Below are 23,313 nucleotides of genomic sequence, written 5' to 3' on the forward strand. Positions count from 1 at the left end.
CTATACAATAAAGAGCTATAATTTTACTATCGGAAAGCATGGCTTATATATTTTAGATGTGGTAATCCAAAATTATTATAAACATGCTTTCTTTTTTACTTCTTTACATAACTAGCAACTTAGGTTACTTAGACTTTAACACTTTGAAAGAATTGCTCGGTGTAACTGACGGTAATCTAGCCAGCCACTTGAAATATCTAGAAAAAGCGGGGTACTTAACGTACAAAAAAAAGTTTGTGGGACGTAAACCAAACACAAACTATACAGCAACAACATCAGGTATCAATGCATTCAAAAAGCATATCCATGCAATTGAAAAATTATTGAATAGTCATTAATCTTAAAACACACTAAAATGAAAACACCACATACATCAACAAACAAGTCTAATAAAAGAATCTTCGGTATTTTAGGAAGCATCGCTGTGCTAATGCTTACATTTCTTGTCCTCCAATTAACTATCGGTACTGGAGTAGACGGCCAAGGCTTTAATTGGAAACCTTTAGACTTCCTCGTTGCAGGACTTCTATTATTATGCACTGGCTTATCCTGTGAGTTAGTTTTAAGAAGTGTAAAAAGTTTCAAAAAAAGAGTAGTCAACTGTGGTATAATTTTATTGATATTGTTGCTGGTTTGGGCAGAGTTAGCAGTTGGTATTTTTGGCTCTCCCTTTGCTGGTTCATAACTAAAAAGAATAAAAAACACCATACTATAGGGGAAGCAAATAAAAAATTGACAACATCATATAGCTCAAACATAATTTTACCTTTGAGAGATGGGAAAGGTGAATATGATACTGACACTACACGCTACAAAGAGCTATTTATTACGGCAAAACCCAAAACCATCAACAAAGGCTTGCTACAAGCCGGTGAAAAGTTCTTCGATGAAGCATTTCTACAAGGTTCAACAGTTGTAATGCTGTTGAACCTTTGTGCTTTGATTCGCTCCCGAATACTAGTCCCTAGCCGCCATTGTAAATCGACCTCCTCCCCTATGCCTCTTCCTTTTTAGAAATAATTTTAAAAAACTGGCAAATAAATTTGCGCAAGTAAAAACTTGCATTTAAATTCGCAAGTAATTACTTGCTTATTAAATATGTATTATGAATACCAAGCGAGATGTTTTTCAAGCCATAGCCGATCCTACTCGAAGAGCTATTATTCATCTGGTGGCTCAACAGCCTCAGAATGTAAATGCGCTCGCGGAAAACTTTGATATGACGCGCCAGGCGGTTTCCTTACACGTTAAAATTTTAATAGAATGCGGACTTATTACCGTTAGACAGCAAGGCAGAGAACGTATTTGCGAACCCAAGCTCGATGGGTTAAGAGAAGTTTCTGGTTGGGTAGATCAATACCGAAAATTCTGGGACCGCAAATTTGACGCATTGGAAAATTATTTGGCAAAAATTCAAAAAAAGAAAAAATAAAACACCTACAAATGAAAGCATCCAACACCTTCAAACAAGAAGACAATATTCTTACCCATACAAGACTTCTTGATGCGCCAATAGATTTAGTTTGGGAAGTATGGACCACTCCCGAACATATAAAAGAATGGTGGGGCCCCAACGGCTTTTCGCTTACTACTAAATCAATGAATGTAGCAGTAGGTGATCAATGGGAGTTTGTCATGCACGGAATGGGCCGCGATTGGTACAACAAAATCCAGTATATAGAGGTAAAAAAGCCTCACCTTTTGTCTTATCGACACACAGGGGCAGCGCATGAAGATTATAATTTCACTGTTTCCGTTTTCTTTGAAGAAGTGGACGGCAAAACATTATTGACAATGCAATCCGTATTCAAGTCAAAAGAAATTATCGAAGAGTTAAATAGAAAAGTAAACGCCATTGAAGGTGGCAAGCAAACATTAAATAGACTTGAAAACTACCTTATCTCATTAGTTAATTAATCCTACATTCATCTAGAAACAATGAAAAATAAAACACTCTATTGGACAATAACGATAATATTTTCCTTATTTATGGCATTAGGTGCCGTCCCTGATATTTTAATGATTGATGCAGCAAAAGAAGTGGCCATGCATTTGGGCTATCCCCTGTATCTATTGCCGTTCTTGGGCATCGCTAAAACTTTAGGTGCCATCACAATACTGATACCTAAATTTGACAGATTGAAAGAATGGGCCTATGCTGGTTTGTGTATAAATTTAACAGGAGCTACCTACTCGATACTTCAAATTGATGGTTTTGGAATCAATATACTCATCCCCGCTATTGGCATGCTATTACTTGCAGTCTCTTATGTCTTTTGGGTTAGATTGAAATCATTTCAATTAGCAATACAAAATTAAACTAACGAAAAACAACTAAATCATGAGCAAAATAATCTTTGACAGCGGCATATCCCTTGACGGATTTTTCGCAGGAGACAACAGGGGACCCAATAACCCAATGGGCGGCGTTTCAGAAAAAATTCACAAATGGGTACTAAATCAAAAAGCATTTTGGGAATACTTAGGCATAGAAGGTGGCAAAGAAGATAATTTTGAAGGCCAACTTATTAGAGATGTAAATGCAAGAACAGGTGCATTTATTATGGGAAAACGCATGTTTGAAGAAGGTGAAGTCAGCTGGCCGGAAGATTTGTACAAAGCAGATGTTTATGTATTAACTCATGAAAAACGGGAACCTTGGGTTCAGAAAGGATCCACAACATTTTACTTCATTAATGATGGAATAGAAAATGCCTTGGAAAAAGCAAAACAATCGGCAAAAGGAAAGGATATCAGAATACAAGGCGGGGCTAATACAATTCAACAATTCTTAAATGCAGGACTGGTGGACGAGTTTTTTATTCATATTGCACCCGTATTTTTAGGTAGTGGTTTTCGGCTTTTTGACGGCATTGACAAAGACAAATATGAACTTCAAATTGCAGAAGTGATACCGTCTGACCTCACAACGCATATAAGGTATAAGCTGATTAAAAAATAGACACAACGACTGGCTACCTATGTATGCCCACCAAGTAAACACCATCGCAGCATGTAACCTACGATACGGGACTTAAGCACTTAGGGAAATAGATTGAGTTAAAAAATGAATACTTAAAACATCTCAAACTGCACTCATTATTTTTCGCTGATTCTCCTTCTGTTTTATTTTCACGATCGGATCCTTCGCAATCGTCCTGGTCAGGAGTAAGTTGCGCATATAGCTGCCGGCTTCAAGAATGAGTACTTTTGAATTATAGCGTTCCTATAGATAAAGAAACCTCTTGAAATGCTTATGCTTTTGATAAAAAAATGCATTGCCCTTTTTTCCATCGAGGCCAAAGTAGACTTGTATGAGGATGGATTAAAGAATATTGCTGTTGTGCTGAGCTATAAAGCAATAAAAAGAAAACCCAGACCAATGATTTCTTGCGATGGGATTGCAACAGCCCCCATAAACAACGGTACAATCTTAAAAGAAAGAGGCTGCCAAAAGCAACCTCTTTCTCGATAATATATTTCAAAACTAGCCAATTCCTAAGCGAATAGCTTCTTCCACAGGAGTATAACCGTTATCACTACCCGCAATACACAATTCACCTCTTAACAACAAAGGCGGTTGTGCCATAAACTTGGGGACAGTTCCTCTATGGGGTTGAGCAGCATGCACCAAGAACGGATGGCATAGATACACCGTACCTGCTTTACCGGTTGCATACACTTCTCTCCTTTTAGGCAACTCGTCAAGCTTAGCAGCAAGTTCCATAAAAGAAAGTCCTTGATCGCCTTCTTTAGCAAGCAATCTTGCAACATCGATATGAGAGCCTTCATAAATAATGGTAGGCGCATCATTCTCCGTAACATCTGAGTACAGCACCAACATTAAAAGTGCCCTACCTTTAGATTTGACATTGACACGCCATTCCAGAAAATTATTCGGGTCTTCTCCGGGAAAACTAGCATCCACATGCTTACCGGTATCGTTGGGTTGTTTATCCGAAGGAAATCTTACCGGAAATGTTCCTACATTTCGGCAAGGAATCCATCTATCTTTACCAATCAGTTGGTCAAAAATGGCATGCATTGTTTCGCTATTTAGTGACTCCACAAAAGGCTCTTGTGGATACATACCCAAACGTATAACAGGCGCTGTCCAGGTAGCAGCATCATTCCTATCAAAAGGAATATCCTTCCATAGAATATCTACGGCCTTATCTGCAATTTCTTTAGAAAAAGCATTGTCTATACGTACATAACCCTGATGAATAAATTGCTCTATTTCTTTTGTACTTAATATTTCAGACATATAAATGGATTTATGAAAAGCATATAGAAACGGTAAGTCCTTACCGTATCATATACTCAGTGAACACAAAAATTTAATATAGGAGAAAACGCGCTAATTGTAACGAATTAGCGGATTGCTTAGAAGTTAAGCCGAGAGGATATTATAACATTACGGTCATTCTCATAATGCAAAGGTAAAAAATATTGATAAAAGATAGCACCTCACATCCAATTACTACAACCTGCTTTCAGACATATTGCACCCGACTTAACATGAAAACATACCTTTATCATTGGATAAACATCGCATACCCTAAAAACTCTTCCTTCAATTGTACATTGTTGTATACACACTGTCACCATCGCATCCTTTTTTAGTTCATACAATGATTATTTTATTAAATAATCCGTCCCTCCTACTCTATCTATATAACTCATTATCATACTCATGACATAATAAAATGGTATATCCTCTGTACAGTATGACTGTTACTATACTTTTTATCCGTTATTGCATAGTTACCTTACTATACTTAGTTTTGTAACTATAAAAATTATAGTAAATAAATATTTTGAAAAACACTTTATTAAAAACCGATTAAGAATAGATATATAAGATATAAATCAAACGCTCCAATTACTAACGAAAAATACAGCAGCTAACCATCAATCATGTTTCACTTTACATACATCATTCACTCAATTTAAAAAAATGAAAAAGTATATTTTAATGGCAGCAGTTCTAATGAACTTTAAAGTTCAAGCACAAATTGTAAAACACGAAGTTTTCGCAACCGTAGAGCAATCTGTTGGTAATATTGCCTTTACTGCGAATGGCGATTTAGTTTATAGTCATCATCCCTTTTTTAACCCGCAGTTTCGGGTAGTGAAGTACAATGCTCACACCCAAACAATAACACCATTCCCCAATGAAGAGTGGAACACTCCACGAGAAACAGACGACCATTACCTGAGTAATGTTTTGGGCATCAGAAATGATGAAAACGGCATTGTATGGATTTTGGATATGGGACAACGCAACCCCATTACACCGAAAATTGTAGGGTGGAATACAGTTACAGATCAATTAGAGCGCATTTATTATTTACCGGAAACTTCAGTTGTGCCTACTTCTCAGCCAAACGACCTGATCGTGGATACAAAGCATAATGTTTTTGTAATAGCTGACGAAGGAATTGGAAATGGTGGAGATGGTAGTACGGCAGCATTAATCGTGGTGGATATGAAAACAGGTAAAACAAGGCGGCTGTTGCAAGGCACACGAAGCACATTACCTGAAAACGTACCCACCAACATCAACGGAAAACCTTTGGCTATTAATGGCAAAAACCTCTTAGTAGGTTGTGATGGAATCACAGCAGACAAAAATTTTGAATGGCTGTATTACGCACCGCTAAATGGTAGTAAATTATATCGCTTAAAATTAGAGGACTTATTAAACGAAAGTTTGACAGAAAGTGAATTGGATAATCGAGTAGAAATTTATTCAGACAAACCCAATAATGGCGGCTTAAGTATCGATGATGAAGGCAATATCTACCTAACAGCAATGGAAAATAACAGCGTAGCAGTTATTCTTGCTAAAGACAAAAGCATACACAATATCGTAGTAGACGAATACCTACTTTGGCCAGACGGCGTAAGCTATAATCATGTAGATGGCTATATGTATGTTTCGGCAGCCCAAGTGCATTTAGGTGCCGTTTTTAACAACGGAAAAAATTTAGCAAATGCTCCCCTTTATATTTTCAGGTTTAAGCCATTGGCAAAAGGCGTTCCTTATAGATAATATGAGGTAAGTTGATAAATATATCGCTATCATTAAGTTGGCTTGTTAGATACCTATACATGGTCATATTAAAGCCAACTTTTTGTTATAAATCTGTTTACACTTTTTAGAAAACAACTTCATATTTTAACAAAACGTGCATATAAAAAATGTAAGTTTGACTAATTATAGAAAGACTTGAACATTTAGTAAACGAAAAATCAACCGCATATCAAGCATCTCAGCTCCTTTAAGTTATAAAATAAGCGTATCTTGCGCGCTGGTTTTAAACTTTGCGTGATGCTGGATTTAAGGAACTTTGATCAAAACGCCGTAAGCAACCCCGATAACAATATTTTTGGTTTACCCAGTACGGAGGAAAATGCGGAGCTCATTATTATGAACGTACCTTGGGAAGTCACCGTAAGCTACGGTTCGGGTACGGCCAAAGCGCCGGAGGCTATCTGCAAAGCCAGCCTACAGGTAGATTTGTACGACCCCCATTTTCCCAATGCATGGAAAAGAGGTTTTTACCTTACCCCTACCGATAAGCAATTGCAGCTTCGAAGCAGTTATTTAAGAAAAGAAGCCGAGCTTTATATCGATTATATCTCACGCGGTGAATCACTCGAAGCCAATCAGTTCATGTGCAAAACCATCCGAGAAATCAACGAGGGTAGCGATTACCTGAACCAATGGGTGTACGACCAGGCTATGAGCTATCTGAACAAAGGAAAGCTGGTAGGTCTACTGGGTGGAGATCATAGCACCCCATTCGGGTTATACAAAGCCTTAGCCGAACGGTACGATGCCTTCGGTATTCTGCAAATTGATGCTCATTGTGATCTTAAAAAAGCTTATGAAGGATTTGAATATTCCCATGCCAGCATCATGTACAATACCCTCAAAGAAATACCTCAGGTAAAAAACATTTTACAGATAGGCGTGCGCGATATAAGCCAAGATGAGTGGGAATACATACAAGAACATCCGGATCGTATCGGCGTTTACTTCGATCAAAATATTAAGGAAAGGATGTTTGCCGGTGATACCTTTAAAAATATCGCCGGAGAAATTATAGACCGCCTGCCGCAGAATGTACATATCAGCTTCGACATAGACGGTCTAGATCCCAAACTTTGTCCGGATACAGGCACTCCCGTTCCGGGTGGCTTTGAGCTGGATCAGATATTTTATATTTTTCATGAAATCTTGAAAAGTGGACGCCGGATTATCAGCTTCGACTTGGTAGAAGTAGGTGTTGGCGAAACTGAATGGAATGCCAACGTAGGCGCCCGTGCTTTATTCAAACTTTGTAATGTGCTGGCAAGCAGTAATAGCTAAAGAATGTATCAATTTATCATACCCAATAAGAAGCAACAGATTTATTTTGTTTTTGCTGTAGGCATTATCCTGCTTAACATTATCGGAGCGGCGGTGTACAATTTTACCATCGGCGCAGATGCTACCAACGCCTGGGTGTTTGCAGTAGCCTGTATTGTCATCTTTAGCATCGTCCTTTATTTTTTCTCGGCACCAAGGCGATATCGCTTTGCTGGAACTTTGATACTGGTATTCGGTATTTTTTGGATGAGCCGTACTTTTTATCAGCTGTTTTTTGTGAATCTATTACTTTGGGGGCTGTACACAGTTGCGCGTCGAAATCTAGTGGTGACCGTATCGGAAAAACATATTTCTTATCCTTCCTTTCCGGTTAAAATGATTCAGTGGAATATGATAAACAATGTGGTGCTAAAAGATGATATCCTCACCATCGATTTAAAAAATAATAAAATCTATCAACATCTCATTGAATATCTCGACGGAGAAACAGATGAAGCAGAATTTAACGACTTTTGCAGAAAACAGTTGCAATACAGCCACTCTCAAGGCAGTTAAAATAAAATAGCACATGTCACTTCCATCATCACCATATCTTTTATATTCCGACGGGAAAGGAAATATTTTCGAAGACCGCAGTTTGTATGTAACCGGTCGCACCGGTTGGGACGCCGTACCTATCCCCAATGACGAATGGATTGAACTACCCGATGGCGGTTGTTTGTACGAACTTCCCGGACGCAGGGGTATTGGTATCGATGTGAAAACCGGAGAAATGCGCCTTTGTGAAAAAGGCTGGGCTGTGGCAGCTTTTATTCCTCCCGCTCATACGGGATTTTACCTCTCGGCTTACGAAACGGAACCCGGTGCACCTACCCTCCCTCTGTTCTGCTATACTGCTGTGGGTTGGTATAATGAAAAATTTTATGTACCTGCGGTAAGAATTGAGCAGGATATAAGGCAGGAATGTGCCGGTTTTGATGCTGGCAAAGTAAAGCAGGGCGTGGAATATCTTACTAAAGCTTATCCGCATAATCGTTTGGTTAAGCACCTGGCGGAGAATTGCGCACTCACTTATCATTGCCCTGCAGCACGCAATTATTTTATGGGCCGATGGGAATGTCCGGTACCGGCTTCTCCCGCCTGCAATGCCAACTGTATTGGCTGTATTTCCCTACAACCCGACGAAGAACCCATCGTTTCCACACAGGACCGTCTGCAATTCAAACCCTCAGTGGAAGAGATTGTAGAATTTACCGTTCCGCATCTGGAAACAGCCCCCTATCCTCTTATCAGCTTTGGACAAGGATGCGAAGGAGAGCCACTGTTGATGTGGGAAACCATCGAGAAAGCCATTATCGAAATTAGAAAGCATACCGATAAAGGCTCTATCAATATTAATACAAACGGCTCCCGCCCCGATGCCGTAAAGCGGCTCTGCGAGGCTGGACTCAACTCTATTCGTGTAAGTACCAACAGTGCCCGCCGCGAAATCTATATGCCCTATTACCGCCCCAATAATTACGATTTTGAAGATATTATCGAGAGTCTGAAAATCGTAAGCAGCTACGGAGGGTGGACATCCATTAACTACTTTGTATTTCCGGGCATGACAGACAGTGTAGCGGAGTATGAAGCATTGCGCAAACTCATCAGAGAAACCGATCTAAAAATGATTCAGTGGCGCAACTTTAATATAGATCCCGACTGGTATCTGGGAAAGATAGATGTTACCGATACTGGAGACTGTATGGGCATGAGCGTATTACTGCAGGAAATCAGAAAAGAGTTTCCCAACCTCAAATATGGATATTATAACCCACCCATGGAGCGGATTAAAGGGAACTACGAGGTAGACTTTGCACATTAACCTCAACCTAATATGAAACGATTCACATTTTTATTCCTAACAATATGCCTCGCTATTGTTGCCAGCCATTGTTCGTCGCAATCAAAAATGATGAGGGCATCTTCAGCTTCGGGACAGGAGTTGCTCCAGGCTATCAATGCCGTTAGAGCCAAAGGTTGCAACTGTGGCAACACATACATGCCTCCTGTAAAAGCGCTTCAATGGAATGCCAAACTGGAAGTCGCCGCCCAAAACCACAGCAATTATATGCACCGCAGAAAATTGCTAACGCATAGTGGCCCCCATAATACAACGCCCGCCGATAGGGTTAAAGCTGCAGGCTACCCATGGAGTTACGTAGCTGAGAATATCGCATTAGGACAGCCCTCGGTAAAAGAAGTTATGAATAGTTGGTTGCAAAGTGTGGAGCACTGTAAAAATATTATGAGCAATAAGGCAACAGAAATGGGCGCCGCCCTAAAAGGCGAATTTTGGACTGCCGTGTTTGCCGCGCCCATGTAACAGTTATTTTTTAAATAAGCCCTTATACGCTATCCCCAAGCCGGGGGCATTACTGTATATAATCTTTCCATTGTCGTACTCGATACCTGTAGCCAGATCTTCCTCCAACAACAAGGGGCCATCCATATCCACATGATCGATGAAAGGCAAAAGATGCGCAATAGCTGCAGAGCCGATAGTGCTCTCGTTCATCGAGCCTACCATCACATTCAGATTGAGTTTGCGGGCATTTTTAATCATGCGCAAAGCAGGCGTAATACCACTACATTTGGTGAGCTTTATATTGATGCCATGAAAATGCCCCACGCATTTTTCTACATCATTTTCAAATACGCAGCTTTCATCGGCATATAAGGGCAATGAGGATTCCTGATACAATACTTTCATTCCTTCCCAATTATCTTTAGCTAGTGGCTGCTCCACAAACTCTACACCCAATTCTTTCAGCTGAGGAATCAACTTAAGTGCCGTGTCCAAGTCCCATCCGGCATTGGCGTCTACGCGAATCACGGCATCCGTTTTTTCTCTGATGGCTTTTACAATGGCAATATCATATGCCGTTCCTACTTTAATTTTATAAATCGGCCAGGGCTTTTCTTCCACCTTCGCCAGCATTTTTTCCACCGTATCTATACCAATGGTATAATCCGTTATGGGATTATCAGCGGGATCACCTTTCCAAATCTGGTAAAGCGGTCTACCCGACATTTTGCCGAATATATCCCAGGCCGCTATGTCTAGCGCACATACCAAAAACGGATTTTGAGGTAACAGATGATGCAGAAAATGCCAGAAACGCTCGGGATCAGTAAAAGCAAACCTCTCAATCATACTACGCTTAGCTTCCAGATCGGCGATCATATCATCCACCGTAATATTATAATACGTAATAGCGGGCGCTTCCCCATAGCCTTTGATACCGAAATGTTCCAGCTCAACCACCAATGTGGGTTGATGTGTTTTGGTACCTTTAGAAATAGTAAAAGGATGACGGAATTTTAAATTGAACGGATGGTAATTTATCTTCACTGTTTTAGGAACTAATAGGTTAAAGGAATGTTCGCAAAGATAACCTGCTTTTGCCTCACAATCCGCAAAAGGTTGTTGTTTTTCATTATGCTCGACCTTTGAAGGGAACTGCCGTTTTTCCAATGAAAAATCACAGAATTGTAAAACCTCTCTTTTGCTAGTGTAAAACGCTTATACCTGCAACAAAATGCAGGAGGATGTGTTGGTATTTTAACCAGCTTTAACGTATTTCATTTATACTTTTTAGTATAAATAACTTACTTTTGCAACATGAATACAGATACAGAACAATTATCAAGTACACAGGCAGCGGAAACAGACTTAGACCCCATAGAAATTCACGTCAATAGCGAGTATAAATACGGGTTTGTAACCAATATTGAAATAGAATCTGCTCCCAAAGGACTTAATGAAGACATTGTGCGGTTCATTTCACAAAAAAAGAATGAACCGGAATGGATGCTGGAATGGCGACTGAAAGCATTCGCACAGTGGCAGAAAATGCAGGAGCCGCATTGGGCAAACCTGAAATACCCTCCTATCGACTATCAGGATATTATATACTATGCTGCCCCTAAACAAAAAACCAAGCCCAAAAGCCTAGACGAAGTAGATCCCGAATTGCTAAAAACTTTTGAAAAACTGGGTATCTCCCTGGAAGAACAAAAACGCCTTACAGGTGTGGCCGTGGATGCCGTAATAGATAGTGTGTCTATAGGAACCTCTTTCAAGGAGCAGTTGGCAGAACTGGGTATTATATTCTGTTCTATCAGTGAAGCAATTCAAGAACATCCAGATCTGGTACGCCAATACTTAGGTAGCGTAGTGCCGGTAACCGATAACTATTTTGCCGCACTAAACTCCGCCGTATTCAGTGATGGTTCTTTCTGCTATATCCCTAAAGGCGTACGTTGCCCAATGGAGTTATCCACTTACTTTAGGATTAATGCCGAAAATACCGGCCAGTTCGAGCGCACACTCATCGTAGCCGATGAAGGCGCTTACGTAAGTTATCTCGAGGGATGTACAGCTCCAATAAGAGATGAAAATCAATTGCATGCAGCAGTTGTTGAAATTGTTGCTTTAGATAATGCCGAAGTAAAGTACTCCACCGTACAAAACTGGTATCCCGGAGATAAAGATGGTAAAGGAGGTATTTACAACTTCGTAACCAAACGTGGTATTTGTAAAGGTATCAACTCTAAAATTAGTTGGACTCAGGTGGAAACCGGTTCATCTATTACTTGGAAATATCCTAGTGTAATACTGCAGGGTGACAATTCTATTGGAGAATTTTATTCTGTAGCAGTGACCAACAATTACCAGCAAGCTGATACCGGAACCAAGATGATTCACCTCGGGAAAAATACGAAGAGTCGCATTGTAAGTAAGGGAATATCAGCAGGTTATAGCAATAACAGCTATCGAGGTTTGGTACGCGTGGGGAAAAATGCTACTAATGCACGCAACTTCTCTCAGTGCGATTCCCTGCTATTGGGCGATAAATGTGGCGCACACACATTCCCCTACATCGAGGTGAAAAACAACACCGGCATTGTTGAACACGAAGCCACCACTTCCAAAATTGGGGAAGATCAAATCTTCTACTGTAATCAGCGCGGTATCGATACCGAAAAAGCTGTCGCCCTTATTGTAAATGGTTTCGCTAAGGAAGTAATGAACCAATTGCCGATGGAGTTTGCGGTTGAAGCTCAAAAACTATTGGCTGTCAGCCTAGAAGGAAGCGTTGGATAAAAATTAACTTGATATAAAATTCATAAAGTTTAAAATCAGATAATACCAGATAATATGTTGACAATAAAAGATCTGCGCGCAGGCATCGAAGGAAAAGAGATATTAAAAGGCATTAATTTACAAATAAACCCCGGCGAAGTACATGCGATCATGGGACCCAACGGTTCCGGAAAGAGCACCTTAGCTTCTGTACTTGCCGGAAAGGAAGATTACGAAGTAACAGGCGGCTCGGTAGAATTTATGGGTAAAAACCTATTAGAGCTCTCTCCTGAGGAAAGAGCAGGTGAAGGCCTCTTCTTGAGCTTTCAATATCCTATTGAAATTCCGGGACTTAGCACAACCAACTTCATGAAAACTGCAGTTAATGAAATTCGTAAATATCGCGGTCAGGAAGAGCTAGATGCAGTATCTTTTCTAAAGATGATGAAGGAGAAAATGGCGCTAGTGGAGATTGATCAGGCCATGCTAAGTCGTTCTCTTAATGAAGGTTTCTCGGGTGGAGAAAAGAAGCGTAATGAAATTTTCCAGATGGCTATGCTGGAGCCGAAGCTGGCTATATTGGATGAGACCGACTCAGGTTTGGATATCGATGCTATCCGCATCGTAGCAAATGGTGTAAATAAATTGCGCAATTCGGAAAATGCGGTGCTATGTGTGACGCACTATCAACGCTTGCTGAACTATATCGTTCCAGATTACGTTCACGTGTTATATAATGGTCGTATCGTAAAATCGGGCACCAAGGAATTGGCACTAGAGCTGGAGGAAAAAGGATACGATTTCATTAAAACAATGGCAGTTTAATTTGAGTTATTACATGCAAATTAACTCATTTTCAATTTATCAGATTAAATTAAATGGATACTATAACATATTTTAAAAAGCGTTTTGAAGAATTGCAAGCCCATCCGGTAGATGGACATATCAAGTCCATGCGGGATTCGGCATTTGCAGAATTTTCCCAAACAGGGATACCTACCGTAAAGCACGAAGAGTGGAAATACACCCGCATTAACGATTTTTTCAGCAAGGATTATCATTTTTCTACCGATATAAAAGAACAGCAGTTAACTGCGCAGGACTTAGCTCCTTTTCAGATTCCTGGGCATGAGGATGCTAATTTGGTGGTATTCGTAAACGGGCATTTTAATAGAGAGTTATCCCATACACGTTCTGAAGAACTGGAAATTTTGTCTTTACAGGAAGCTGCAGGTCATGAAAAGTATGCTCCCATCGTAAAGGAGCATCTGGGCCATAGTGCAGATTATCATAGAGACGGCGTCAATGCTTTAAACACTGCATTTATTCAGGAAGGTGTGTTTGTACACGTGTTTAGAAGCAAGGAAGCTAGTCACCCCATATATTTATACAATGTTACGGATGCCCGTCGGGGAAACATCTTTGCGCAACCACGTTGCTTGATTCATGTAGCAGAAAACGCCAAAGTGCAGATTGTAGAAACTTATATTACACTGGGGGCGGATGAAAGTTTTACCAACCAGGTAATTGAGGTTGCGGTGGAGCAGGATGCCATCTTCGATCTATACAAAATCCAGAACGATGCTCCCAACTCCAAGCTGGTAAGCACTACTCACGTACATCAGACCGGTAAAAGCATAGCCAATGTGGTGACCGTGTCCCTCAATGGCGGTTTGATCAGAAACAACTTGAATATGGTGATGTCAGCCGAGTATTGCGAAGCCAATCTTTTTGGCTTATATCTGGGCGACCAACATTCCCATATGGACAACCATACGGTGGTAGACAACCGTAAACCCAACTGTCTGAGCAACGAACTATACAAGGGGGTCTTGAACGGAAATGCTACCGGCGTTTTCAACGGAAAGATTTTTGTACGTCAGGACGCACAAAAAACCAACGCTTATCAGAGCAACCGTAATATTTTGCTTTCTGATAACGCTAGTGTGAACACCAAGCCGCAGTTGGAAATCTTTGCAGATGACGTAAAATGTTCGCACGGCTGTACCGTTGGCCGTCTGGATGAGGAAGCGTTGTTCTATATGCGTTCTCGTGGTATCAGCGAGAAAGCAGCCACAGCCCTCCTCTTACACGGTTTTGCTCAAGATATACTAGAGAAAATTCAGCACGTTACCACCCGCGAATTTGTAGAGCAGCTGGTGGCTGACAAGCTGCATTTATAATCGAGAGTGCTACTAATGAGAGGAAGACGGAGGAATAATATCAATAATAACCTTTAAAATATTGTCTTCTTAAACCCTTTAGCCCGACGGCAAAAAGAAGACGTGCGAATGAGGGGTTTGTTATGCAAACAGCAACTTTAAATACCAATAAGGCCTTTGACGTGCATTCCGTACGAAAGGACTTCCCCATTTTGAACCGGGAAGTGAAAGGCCATCGCCTGATATATTTTGATAACGCTGCGACTTCTCAAAAGCCTCAGTCGGTTATTGATGCATTGGTACATTATTATACACAGTATAATGCCAATGTACACCGTGGCATTCATTCCCTGGCGGAGGAAGCTACTGCTGCTTTTGAAGCCACCCGCGATGCGGTTAAGCACTTTATCAATGCTGCCGCACGGGAAGAAATCATTTATACGCGGGGTACTACCGAAAGTATTAATCTGGTAGCTTACAGCTGGGGACGTCAGCACCTTGCGCAAGGAGATGAAGTGATTGTCTCGGGTATGGAGCACCATTCCGACATCGTTCCATGGCAGATAGTATGTGAAGAAAAAGGCGCTCAACTCAAAGTGATCCCGGTGAACGAACAAGGAGAACTAGAGCTGGAGGAATATAGAAAACTCCTCAGTTCACGTACCAAATTGGTGGCTGTAAACCATGTATCCAATGCGTTGGGAACGGTAAACCCCATTCAAGAAATTATACAATTGGCCCATGCGCAAGGAGCTCTTGTGCTCATCGATGGTGCACAGAGCGCTATGCACCTCGATGTTGATGTGCAGGCATTGGATTGCGACTTTTTAGCTTTCTCCGCACACAAAATGCTAGGGCCAACCGGTATGGGTATCTTATATGGCAAGAAACATCTTTTGGAGTCTATGCCAGTATTTATGGGGGGTGGCGAAATGATTAAGGAGGTAACCTTTGAGAAGACCACCTACAACGAGCTCCCCTATAAGTTCGAGGCAGGTACGCCTAATATTGCCGATGCCATTGCCTTCAAGCCGGCTATTGAATATATCAATACAATCGGTAAGGAAAATATCCGCAAACAAGAAGACCTGTTGTTGCAGCACGCCACACAGCGCCTAAAAGAAATTGAGGGACTAAGAATCATCGGCGATAATGACCATAAAGTAAGCGTGGTGTCTTTTGTGATTGATGGGGTGCATCCTCAGGATGTGGGTATTTTGCTGGACAATAAAGGTATTGCTGTACGCACGGGGCATCACTGTGTGGAGCCGCTGATGCAGCGTTTTTGTATCCCCGGAACCATTCGAGCCTCTTTTGCGTTCTATAATACAGTAGAAGAAATAGATTTAATGGTTGAAGCTTTGCAGAAAGCCGTTAAAATATTAAGGTAATCCAAGGGAAGCTGCTGTTGATGGCAGCTCTCGAAAATAACAGACGAATGACCGAAACGCAATCTATCGAACAAATAGAAGCCGAAATCGTAGACGAGTTTTCGCTTTTTGAGAACTGGGACGATAAGTATGAATATATCATCGACCTAGGTAAAAAACTACCCCCGCTGACAGAGGAGCATAAGAAAGATGAAAATAAAGTAAAGGGATGTCAGTCTACTGTATGGTTGGTGGCCGATTACAAAGATGGTAAAATATTTTATCAGGCCGATAGCGATGCGATCATTGTAAAAGGGCTTATATCTATGCTGATAAGAGTGCTGAGTGGCCACACCCCCGACGAAATCCTGAATGCTAAGATGGATTTTATCAATAAAATAGGAATGACGAGCCATCTGGCTCAAACCCGTTCCAATGGATTACTGGCCATGGTAAAACAAATGAAGAATTATGCTTTGGCATTTAAAGCCTTGAACCAGTAACCATCATTCATAACCTAAAGAAAATGACTGAAGCCGAAATACGAGAAAAAATCATTGAAACACTCAAGGGTATATACGATCCCGAGCTGCCCGTAAATATTTACGACCTGGGATTGATATATAAAATTGAAATCAATGACGATCATAACGTTTTTATCCTCATGACGCTCACGGCTCCCGGCTGTCCGGCCGCACAAACTCTTATATTAGAAGTGGATGAAAAAGTAAGACAGCTTGAGGGGGTAAACGATGTGTTGGTCACCTTAACTTGGGATCCACCATGGGAGAAAAGCATGATGAGCGAAGCAGCTCAACTCGAACTAGGTTTTTTATAAAAAAAGCATTATGAAAATTACTGCTCAGGAAGAGTACGGATTGCGGATTCTCATACGCATCGCCTCCTGCAAAAGCGGCGAAGGTATGAGCATTCCACAACTCAGTGAAACGGAACAGCTCAGTCAGCATTACATAGCCAAACTAACCCGTCTGTTGAGGATGGCTAATTTTATCCGTAGTACCCCGGGTAATAAGGGAGGCTACGTATTGGCCCGCCCGGCATCGGAAATTATTATTAAAAATGTTTTGGAAGCGTTGGGCACCCCGCTCGACAAAGAATTTACGGATGAAACCGGTGCCGTAATGCGGTTTTGTACCAATTCGGTGGATTGTTCATCCAGGTCTCTCTGGCAAATGATTCAAATGACGGTAAATAACTTGCTGGAACGCATTACTTTACAAGATCTGGTTACTGAAAATGCCAATCGCGACACTATTTTTGATAAACTCAGTAAAGAATTTTTGGTATAAAGCAGATATTTTTATATTTGCAAATCGTAGTAACCTGTAACACAACCATTTAATTTAATAAAAAATTTTACGCATACAGGGTTACCAAATCGTGTTTTGCGTATTAATTAATAAATTATAATTTTTTAAAACAAAAAAAACAATCATGAAAAAATTATTTGCAATTGCATTAATCGCTGTATCATTTGCAGCTTGTAACAGTGGTGAATCTTCAACTGAAGCTTCTGCTGAAGCTACAGCTGACTCTTTAAGTGCTCAAGTTGAAGCTGTTGCTGATTCTGCTCAAGCTACTATTGACTCAGTTGTTGCTACAGTTGATTCTGCTGCAGCTGCTGCTGTTGATTCTGTGCAATAATTTGGCAACAAAGAAAAACTTCTTGAGAGTTAATAAAGAGCCGGTTGAAGACCGGCTTTTTTTATTGTCGAAGGATTTCACCGTATTAATCATCCACCAGCGGAATTGTCAGGAAGAAAGTAGTACCCTTTCCAGCTTCGGTTGTAAAACTGATATCCCCTCCTGTTTGCTCCAAGATACCTTTGCACATCGCTAGCCCTAAACCTGTACCTGAACTTTTAGTAGTAAAATTGGGGGTAAAGATTTTCTGTTTCATTTCCTCACTTATGCCTACCCCATTATCTATTACACTAATACGCACTTTGCCGTCCACTATTTCCTCCAAAATTGTAATCTGACAATTGGCATCATCGCGTTTGGCCTCATTGGCATTGGAAAATAAATTAGTGAAAACCCTGTTCATTTGTGCCTTATCGGCAAAAATATTCAGTTCTCGAGGCAGCGGCTTCCATACAAAATCAATATCTGGATTTTTACTGTAAATGGTAATCAGCGACTGAATCACTTCGTGCAGGTCGAAGATTTCCTTATTGGCATGATTGATATTGGCAAACTGTGAAAAATTCGCAGCGATTTTGGACAGATAATCTATCTGCTCTACCAAGGTTTTTGATACGCTGGCTGTAAGCTGCGGTACATTAGGGCTACCACTGTCAATGGCTCTTTGAAGATATTGCAAGCTCAACTTCATTGGTGTCAGTGGGTTTTTAATTTCATGCGCCACTTGGCGGGCCATTTCACGCCAAGCTTCCTGTCTTTCGGATTTGGCCAACGCGTCCGCATTTTCTCTAAGTTTTACCACCATTCTATTATATTCCGTAACCAGGCCCCCTATCTCATCATTTTTATTCCACACAATCATTTCATTGTTTTTGGACAGATTGAGCTGCATGATTTTTTCCTTAATTAGTGCGAACGAACGCGTAATACGGTTGGCAATTAACAGTGCCATCAAACCGGTGATCAGGAAGATAAAGGCATTTAGATTAATAAGGGTTACCAGAAAGCGGGACATCTCATGGTTGAATACTTGTTGCGAAGTAAAATAAGGGATGCTGAGGTATGCGTTGAAAAAACCATCGCTGCTGCGGATGGGTGCATACATACTGGTATATTGAAGATTGGACACCTTCTCTTTTTGTGCATGCTCGATGCGTCGCATTTTGAATAAGTAGAAAAATGCTCTTGGGTCAATCTGTGTACTCAGAAAGCCCTTAGTGTAAACATCGGGCTGACTGGTAGCCAACAAACGGCCGGTAAAATCATAGATATTAGCATCCACACCATGAATATCAGCAACGCGCTTAATAATTTCATCTAAGGGCGTTGAATTGATTGAATCCTGCCTAATTCTCTGCTCATAAATAAGACTTCCCAACTCCCGATGCGATTGTAGCTCATTCAGCATGATGCTCATGGTTTGACTCAGTCGCTCTTCATTGGAATACTCAAACCGCTTGGTATAAAACGAAATGGTTGCAACACCAATTACCACAAACGATAGAATCGTAATAAGGATAAAGGTATTGTGAATCTGCCCTCGGATACTGGTAGAGAATTTTATACGTGACGGTAGCTTTTTATTCAATATAAAATTGAGCAGACGAGTGGTAAGTCTTATTAAAGCCAGCAATAACAAAAATGTACAAAAGATATAAGAAAACAACGTTATTGTTTCTAATGCCACCTCCTTCTTTCGAGTCATCACTATAACTTTGTCCTTGCTAGCCCTATACCATAATTCGCTATATCCGTCTTGCTCGCGCAACTCAAACTTAGCTTTGGGTATCTGCGTCTCCACTAATGTGGAAGTAAAAGGATATTTTTTAGAAGAAGCTACGAGAAGCTTGTGCGAATAGATAGCATAATTGTATACGGTAGAGTTGGAAAATTCCCAATCCCGATATTGCCTGAAAAGTTCAGGACTAAGAGATACCACAGAAAACTTTTTAGGTTGGGAAATAATGTATACAGTTCCCAACGATTTACCGCTGGAGTCGCTAATAGGTCGGTAGGTGATATAGGCAAAACGGTCGTATTCCGGTTCATAAAAATAGAGGTCGGGGACATCGGTAGGTCTTGACTGTCGACTCAAGATGGTATTTAATGCCTCATAGGAAATATTATCCGGATTATATAATGGTTGATTGAGGCTATCGAAAATATAAAGCTGACCATCATAATTTTTAATATATCGAATGTAATTATTAGAGAGAATGCTGTCTCTCAAATAGCAATTCTCATTTTCATCATAAAACCTATGAAAATTGCGCTGAAAAAAGTCATTGTTCAGATAAGCACTGGCAATAGCCATCAGTCGCTCTGTAGAAGGATCACTTTGTGTATCCAGTTTCTCTATATAATTTTTTCGCTGAATCAGCTCGGCCTTTTTAATTTCACTGAGCATGAGCAATGACAAACTCACCGAAAAAATAAAAATCCACACTACAATACCTGCGATGTTGAATCTTATAAAATGGTTGAGGGTTTTTTCATAGTTAAAAAGAAATGTATATAACAACAACCATAACAAGCAATATAATGATAAATGGATGCTTGCAGGAGGAACGAATAGGGCGATATACATCAATCCAACTAAAGCGATCAACAAATACAACCAATATACATTGAATGCAAAAGACGGGAACAGATAACGATAAAGAATACGTGTAAAATAATGATAGCCTAATACCAGAAACGCCAACACAAGAAATCCTACCGCAGTATAAATATTCAGACTAAAAAAATTGGTAACATCAAAAGAAATTTTGGAATCAATTATGATGCTTCGAATGACATGAATAACGACAAATGTCAGCCCCAAGAGTAAGGATATACACGCCACGCCTAATAACCAGTTATTCCTACGTATGGGTGGCAATATCTCTTTATGTTCAGTAGACCGGATACGATTCCATATAAATACACCCAACCAACAAAATAATAAGCTATTAATAAGCAAATCACCTAGGCTAGGTAACAGAAAGCCTGAAGCGAAAATTTGTGGTGAAAACAACTCCAAGCTCCCCAACTTAAATGGTTCTCGGAAAACATATAACAAGGCACGAAAGGCAAGCATGCATCCAAGAAAAATGGAAATATCACTCTTACCTCGCTTTTTTACAACTTTTAAATACAGCAAAAAATACAAGGAAAGAAATATCAAAAAGAAACTAACCAGCCTTATAACTACAACTATTAGGCTTTCGTATTCATTTGTGATCTGTCCTGCTTCTTTTAAATAAATATACGTTTTCCCTGACGCAGATTTGATGGCATACTCAGTAGGTATTTCACTGATGTCGGCGATTTTATCCAGTTTGGTGTTTAAAGGAAAAGATTGCTTAAAAAATCGCGTGTCGACGAAAAATTGAGATTTGATCAGTATTGCACAATATATATTGATGCCCGGTACTTCCGGATTGTACAATCTTTTAATTAGATAATAACCGTTGCTTAGACGAACAAATTGTTCATCATTCTTATTATCGAGTAAGCTATCCGGCAACATGGTATGTGCCGAGCTCCAGAATTTCAGATACTGAGCCTTATCCAGTAATCTGTAAACATATAAAGAATAGTACTTATCGTACAACAATTCCAAATCGGCCTGCGTCTCTTTGCCTGTTTTCAATCTTTGCAGCAGAGCCGTATCATTTAAAACAGTAGCAATATCTTTTTCCTGTACGTGCAGTTGTCTTTGAAGCTCTTTTGCACGATGTTCTACGGATACTTTATCAAAAGGGAAGAATTTCAGCGCAAATGATACAATGAACAGGGCTATCGATGCGATTAGCATGAAATAAGCCCAGAAGATGCTATTTCTCTTAAACAGGTTCATTGTTTTTTTCTGCGGTCTTAATGCTGTTCCATATCGCATCCATTTCGGACAATGTCATATCGCCCAGATTCTTACCTTGACTTCGGGCGATATCCTCCATTTTTCCGAAGCGTTGTTTAAATTTTTTATTGGTGTATTCCAGTGCCGCATCTGCATCCACCTTCAAAAACCGTGCATAATTTACAATGGAAAACAAAAGATCGCCCAATTCTTCTTCCTGCTTTTTAATAGATTCCTTTTCCACTGCTTCTTTCAGCTCGTTCAATTCTTCCTGAATTTTTAGCCACACATCCTCTTTATTGTCCCACTCAAAGCCTACCTGCTTAGCTTTTTCCTGCAAACGCATGGCTTTTACCACACTGGGTAATGAGTCGGGCACTCCGCTCAATACAGATTTTTTGCCCTCTTTGAGTTTGAGCTTTTCCCAGTTTTGCTTCACGTCTTCTTCGTTGCGCACTTGCTTCAATCCTTCAGGCAGCTCATCCGGCGGATAAACATGTGGGTGGCGCACAATTAGTTTCTCACAAATACCCGTCAGTACGTCCTGAATGGTAAACTTTCCCTGCTCTGTGGCGATCTTTGAATAAAATACCATATGCAGTATGAGATCGCCCAGTTCCTCCTTGATATTATCCCAATCCTCCTCCAAAATAGCATCGGCAAGCTCGTAAGTCTCTTCTATCGTTAATTGTCTTAAAGACTGCAAGGTTTGCTTTCTGTCCCAAGGACATTTTTCCCTTAAGGTATTCATGATTTCTACGAGCCTGTCAAATTCCTGCTGCGCCATTGGTCTAAATTTATTAAATGATGATGAGTAAATCAACCTTTATTTTTGCTGAAAGAAATTGTGGAAAAAAAGCAACTGATATTTTACCGCATTTTCCCAATAGGGCCAATTATGAGCGCCCGGACGGACGATATAATCATGTTGTATATTTCGGTACAATAATGCTTCGTGCAATTTCTGATTCACTTCATAGAAGAAATCTTCTGTACCGCAATCGATGATAATCTTTAACGTTTTCGGTTCAATTAGGTGTAGCATATTGATGACGGTGTTTTGCTCCCAACGCTCAGGATACGCTGCATATTTACCTAAACGTTTAGCAATTTCCCAGTTATTAGGGAAAGGACGAAAGTCCACGCCTCCGCTCATACTTCCGGTAGCGCCAAATACATCCGGATGCTTGATGGCCAGATATAAAGCACCATGCCCACCCATGCTCAGTCCGGCGATAGCGCGACCTTTGGCACTTTTAATGGTGGAATACCGTTCATCTACCCATTGCACTAGCTCTTTCGAAATATAGGTCTCGTACTTATAGGAAGGATCAACAGGGCTGTCCCAGTACCAGCTACCAAAACCTCCATCTGCACATACAATAATCATATTGTATAAATCGGGAGCCTGCCGTACGGCTTCGGCTTTAGGCCAGTCGGCATAATTGCCGCTGTATCCGTGCAACAAATACACTACAGGATACTGTTTGTTTTTATCGTATTTATCAGGAGTAATAATTACAGCCTTGATAGTTTTGTTCATGGCTGTACTATGTGTTTCAACAGTATCCACTTTCGATGCATTAACCTGTGCAAAAGCAAAAATGGAGATAAAAAACAGTAAGGTTCTGAGCTTCATTTTTAAATGGTTTAAAGAACGAATATACATGTTGCAGCGCAAAAAATAAAGGCACAACATTTCAATGACCATAGTCATTACAGGTCTTGTAACAAAATTATTTTATTGGCGAAGGAATAAAGAT

The 23,313-nt window shown here is 40.4% G+C and carries 25 protein-coding genes; 20 read left to right on the forward strand and 5 right to left on the reverse strand.

Going from position 1 to position 23,313, the window contains the following annotated elements; all coding sequences use genetic code 11:
* Positions 1–83: 83 nt before the first annotated feature.
* From V2H41_RS13995 to V2H41_RS13400, 7 genes are all read left to right on the forward strand, one after another.
* Entirely contained in the window at positions 84–338 is a 255-nt protein-coding gene (locus V2H41_RS13995; RefSeq protein WP_409965727.1) for a winged helix-turn-helix domain-containing protein, read from the forward strand.
* A gap of 17 nt (positions 339–355) precedes the next feature.
* The gene (locus V2H41_RS13375; protein ID WP_330975671.1) at positions 356–685 is read left to right on the forward strand and encodes a hypothetical protein; all 330 of its coding nucleotides are present in this window, start codon (positions 356–358) and stop codon (positions 683–685) included.
* A gap of 83 nt (positions 686–768) precedes the next feature.
* Positions 769–1,014 carry a hypothetical protein gene (locus V2H41_RS13380; RefSeq protein ID WP_330975672.1) on the forward strand — a complete coding sequence of 82 codons (246 nt, stop codon included), beginning with the start codon at positions 769–771 and terminating at the stop codon, positions 1,012–1,014.
* 91 nt (positions 1,015–1,105) lie between these two features.
* Positions 1,106–1,432, forward strand: a complete 327-nt coding sequence (locus V2H41_RS13385) for an ArsR/SmtB family transcription factor (protein ID WP_330975673.1) — start codon at positions 1,106–1,108, stop codon at positions 1,430–1,432.
* An 11-nt stretch (positions 1,433–1,443) separates the two neighbouring features.
* Entirely contained in the window at positions 1,444–1,917 is a 474-nt protein-coding gene (locus tag V2H41_RS13390; RefSeq protein ID WP_330975674.1) for an SRPBCC domain-containing protein, read from the forward strand.
* 21 nt (positions 1,918–1,938) lie between these two features.
* A complete protein-coding gene (locus tag V2H41_RS13395) occupies positions 1,939–2,319 on the forward strand; it encodes a DoxX family protein (protein WP_330975675.1) in 381 nt (126 codons plus the stop codon).
* A 22-nt stretch (positions 2,320–2,341) separates the two neighbouring features.
* Positions 2,342–2,962 carry a dihydrofolate reductase family protein gene (locus V2H41_RS13400; RefSeq protein ID WP_330975676.1) on the forward strand — a complete coding sequence of 207 codons (621 nt, stop codon included), beginning with the start codon at positions 2,342–2,344 and terminating at the stop codon, positions 2,960–2,962.
* 525 nt (positions 2,963–3,487) lie between these two features.
* Here V2H41_RS13400 and V2H41_RS13405 read toward each other — a convergent pair.
* A complete protein-coding gene (locus tag V2H41_RS13405; protein WP_330975677.1) occupies positions 3,488–4,267 on the reverse strand; it encodes a phytanoyl-CoA dioxygenase family protein in 780 nt (259 codons plus the stop codon).
* A gap of 711 nt (positions 4,268–4,978) precedes the next feature.
* Between V2H41_RS13405 and V2H41_RS13410 the strand changes: the two genes are divergently transcribed.
* The 5 genes from V2H41_RS13410 to V2H41_RS13430 all read left to right on the forward strand — a co-directional run bounded on the left by V2H41_RS13410 (position 4,979) and on the right by V2H41_RS13430 (position 9,749).
* Entirely contained in the window at positions 4,979–6,058 is a 1,080-nt protein-coding gene (locus V2H41_RS13410) for an L-dopachrome tautomerase-related protein (RefSeq protein WP_330975678.1), read from the forward strand.
* A gap of 279 nt (positions 6,059–6,337) precedes the next feature.
* Positions 6,338–7,381, forward strand: a complete 1,044-nt coding sequence (locus tag V2H41_RS13415) for an agmatinase family protein (RefSeq protein WP_330975679.1) — start codon at positions 6,338–6,340, stop codon at positions 7,379–7,381.
* A gap of 3 nt (positions 7,382–7,384) precedes the next feature.
* Positions 7,385–7,936 carry a hypothetical protein gene (locus V2H41_RS13420; RefSeq protein WP_330975680.1) on the forward strand — a complete coding sequence of 184 codons (552 nt, stop codon included), beginning with the start codon at positions 7,385–7,387 and terminating at the stop codon, positions 7,934–7,936.
* A 13-nt stretch (positions 7,937–7,949) separates the two neighbouring features.
* Entirely contained in the window at positions 7,950–9,248 is a 1,299-nt protein-coding gene (locus tag V2H41_RS13425) for a radical SAM family protein (protein WP_330975681.1), read from the forward strand.
* 87 nt (positions 9,249–9,335) lie between these two features.
* Complete coding sequence (locus V2H41_RS13430) at positions 9,336–9,749, forward strand: CAP domain-containing protein (RefSeq protein ID WP_330975682.1); 414 nt, start codon at positions 9,336–9,338, stop codon at positions 9,747–9,749.
* A 3-nt stretch (positions 9,750–9,752) separates the two neighbouring features.
* Here the strand turns inward: V2H41_RS13430 and V2H41_RS13435 are convergent, their stop codons facing one another.
* A complete protein-coding gene (locus V2H41_RS13435) occupies positions 9,753–10,901 on the reverse strand; it encodes a mandelate racemase/muconate lactonizing enzyme family protein (protein WP_330975683.1) in 1,149 nt (382 codons plus the stop codon).
* A gap of 147 nt (positions 10,902–11,048) precedes the next feature.
* Here V2H41_RS13435 and sufB point away from each other — a divergent pair, with 147 nt between their 5' ends.
* The 8 genes from sufB (at position 11,049) to V2H41_RS13475 (ending at position 17,709) form a co-directional block, all read left to right on the forward strand.
* Positions 11,049–12,533: a Fe-S cluster assembly protein SufB gene (sufB, locus tag V2H41_RS13440; RefSeq protein ID WP_330975684.1), complete on the forward strand. Its 1,485-nt coding sequence runs from the start codon at positions 11,049–11,051 to the stop codon at positions 12,531–12,533.
* Positions 12,534–12,587: 54 nt separating this feature from the next.
* The gene (gene sufC, locus V2H41_RS13445) at positions 12,588–13,337 is read left to right on the forward strand and encodes a Fe-S cluster assembly ATPase SufC (RefSeq protein ID WP_330975685.1); all 750 of its coding nucleotides are present in this window, start codon (positions 12,588–12,590) and stop codon (positions 13,335–13,337) included.
* Positions 13,338–13,390: 53 nt separating this feature from the next.
* Positions 13,391–14,695: a Fe-S cluster assembly protein SufD gene (gene sufD / locus V2H41_RS13450; RefSeq protein ID WP_330975686.1), complete on the forward strand. Its 1,305-nt coding sequence runs from the start codon at positions 13,391–13,393 to the stop codon at positions 14,693–14,695.
* A 122-nt stretch (positions 14,696–14,817) separates the two neighbouring features.
* Positions 14,818–16,065, forward strand: coding sequence for a cysteine desulfurase (locus V2H41_RS13455; protein WP_330975687.1), 1,248 nt, complete (start codon positions 14,818–14,820; stop codon positions 16,063–16,065).
* Positions 16,066–16,112: 47 nt separating this feature from the next.
* Entirely contained in the window at positions 16,113–16,547 is a 435-nt protein-coding gene (locus V2H41_RS13460) for a SufE family protein (protein ID WP_330975688.1), read from the forward strand.
* A 23-nt stretch (positions 16,548–16,570) separates the two neighbouring features.
* Complete coding sequence (locus tag V2H41_RS13465) at positions 16,571–16,882, forward strand: SUF system Fe-S cluster assembly protein (RefSeq protein ID WP_330975689.1); 312 nt, start codon at positions 16,571–16,573, stop codon at positions 16,880–16,882.
* A gap of 10 nt (positions 16,883–16,892) precedes the next feature.
* Positions 16,893–17,354, forward strand: coding sequence for an RrF2 family transcriptional regulator (locus tag V2H41_RS13470; RefSeq protein ID WP_330975690.1), 462 nt, complete (start codon positions 16,893–16,895; stop codon positions 17,352–17,354).
* Positions 17,355–17,499: 145 nt separating this feature from the next.
* Positions 17,500–17,709 carry a hypothetical protein gene (locus V2H41_RS13475; protein ID WP_330975691.1) on the forward strand — a complete coding sequence of 70 codons (210 nt, stop codon included), beginning with the start codon at positions 17,500–17,502 and terminating at the stop codon, positions 17,707–17,709.
* Positions 17,710–17,794: 85 nt separating this feature from the next.
* Here the strand turns inward: V2H41_RS13475 and V2H41_RS13480 are convergent, their stop codons facing one another.
* The 3 genes from V2H41_RS13480 to V2H41_RS13490 are packed head-to-tail and all read right to left on the reverse strand — an operon-like array spanning position 17,795 to position 23,189.
* Positions 17,795–21,550: a sensor histidine kinase gene (locus tag V2H41_RS13480; protein ID WP_330975692.1), complete on the reverse strand. Its 3,756-nt coding sequence runs from the start codon at positions 21,548–21,550 to the stop codon at positions 17,795–17,797.
* Positions 21,537–22,337, reverse strand: a complete 801-nt coding sequence (gene mazG, locus V2H41_RS13485) for a nucleoside triphosphate pyrophosphohydrolase (RefSeq protein ID WP_330975693.1) — start codon at positions 22,335–22,337, stop codon at positions 21,537–21,539. Before mazG ends, V2H41_RS13480 begins: the two co-directional genes overlap by 14 nt.
* Before the next feature lie 39 nt (positions 22,338–22,376).
* Positions 22,377–23,189, reverse strand: coding sequence for an alpha/beta hydrolase (locus tag V2H41_RS13490; protein ID WP_330975694.1), 813 nt, complete (start codon positions 23,187–23,189; stop codon positions 22,377–22,379).
* Positions 23,190–23,313 lie beyond the last annotated feature (124 nt).

Source organism: Niabella digestorum (assembly GCF_036409055.1).
GTDB classification, from domain to species: Bacteria; Bacteroidota; Bacteroidia; order Chitinophagales; family Chitinophagaceae; genus Niabella; species Niabella composti.

Bases quoted from the DNA above. Each gene is read 5' to 3' on its own strand.
- V2H41_RS13470 (WP_330975690.1), top strand. From the start codon at position 16,893: ATGAAAATTACTGCTCAGGAAGAGTACGGATTGCGGATTCTCATACGC.
- V2H41_RS13475 (WP_330975691.1), top strand. From the start codon at position 17,500: ATGAAAAAATTATTTGCAATTGCATTAATCGCTGTATCATTTGCAGCT.
- V2H41_RS13460 (WP_330975688.1), top strand. From the start codon at position 16,113: ATGACCGAAACGCAATCTATCGAACAAATAGAAGCCGAAATCGTAGAC.
- V2H41_RS13430 (WP_330975682.1), top strand. From the start codon at position 9,336: ATGATGAGGGCATCTTCAGCTTCGGGACAGGAGTTGCTCCAGGCTATC.
- V2H41_RS13375 (WP_330975671.1), top strand. From the start codon at position 356: ATGAAAACACCACATACATCAACAAACAAGTCTAATAAAAGAATCTTC.
- V2H41_RS13415 (WP_330975679.1), top strand. From the start codon at position 6,338: ATGCTGGATTTAAGGAACTTTGATCAAAACGCCGTAAGCAACCCCGAT.
- sufC (WP_330975685.1), top strand. From the start codon at position 12,588: ATGTTGACAATAAAAGATCTGCGCGCAGGCATCGAAGGAAAAGAGATA.
- V2H41_RS13425 (WP_330975681.1), top strand. From the start codon at position 7,950: ATGTCACTTCCATCATCACCATATCTTTTATATTCCGACGGGAAAGGA.
- V2H41_RS13420 (WP_330975680.1), top strand. From the start codon at position 7,385: ATGTATCAATTTATCATACCCAATAAGAAGCAACAGATTTATTTTGTT.
- V2H41_RS13385 (WP_330975673.1), top strand. From the start codon at position 1,106: ATGAATACCAAGCGAGATGTTTTTCAAGCCATAGCCGATCCTACTCGA.
- V2H41_RS13400 (WP_330975676.1), top strand. From the start codon at position 2,342: ATGAGCAAAATAATCTTTGACAGCGGCATATCCCTTGACGGATTTTTC.
- sufD (WP_330975686.1), top strand. From the start codon at position 13,391: ATGGATACTATAACATATTTTAAAAAGCGTTTTGAAGAATTGCAAGCC.
- V2H41_RS13390 (WP_330975674.1), top strand. From the start codon at position 1,444: ATGAAAGCATCCAACACCTTCAAACAAGAAGACAATATTCTTACCCAT.
- V2H41_RS13455 (WP_330975687.1), top strand. From the start codon at position 14,818: ATGCAAACAGCAACTTTAAATACCAATAAGGCCTTTGACGTGCATTCC.
- sufB (WP_330975684.1), top strand. From the start codon at position 11,049: ATGAATACAGATACAGAACAATTATCAAGTACACAGGCAGCGGAAACA.
- V2H41_RS13480 (WP_330975692.1), bottom strand. From the start codon at position 21,550: ATGAACCTGTTTAAGAGAAATAGCATCTTCTGGGCTTATTTCATGCTA.
- V2H41_RS13395 (WP_330975675.1), top strand. From the start codon at position 1,939: ATGAAAAATAAAACACTCTATTGGACAATAACGATAATATTTTCCTTA.
- V2H41_RS13995 (WP_409965727.1), top strand. From the start codon at position 84: ATGCTTTCTTTTTTACTTCTTTACATAACTAGCAACTTAGGTTACTTA.
- V2H41_RS13410 (WP_330975678.1), top strand. From the start codon at position 4,979: ATGGCAGCAGTTCTAATGAACTTTAAAGTTCAAGCACAAATTGTAAAA.
- mazG (WP_330975693.1), bottom strand. From the start codon at position 22,337: ATGGCGCAGCAGGAATTTGACAGGCTCGTAGAAATCATGAATACCTTA.
- V2H41_RS13405 (WP_330975677.1), bottom strand. From the start codon at position 4,267: ATGTCTGAAATATTAAGTACAAAAGAAATAGAGCAATTTATTCATCAG.
- V2H41_RS13490 (WP_330975694.1), bottom strand. From the start codon at position 23,189: ATGAAGCTCAGAACCTTACTGTTTTTTATCTCCATTTTTGCTTTTGCA.
- V2H41_RS13465 (WP_330975689.1), top strand. From the start codon at position 16,571: ATGACTGAAGCCGAAATACGAGAAAAAATCATTGAAACACTCAAGGGT.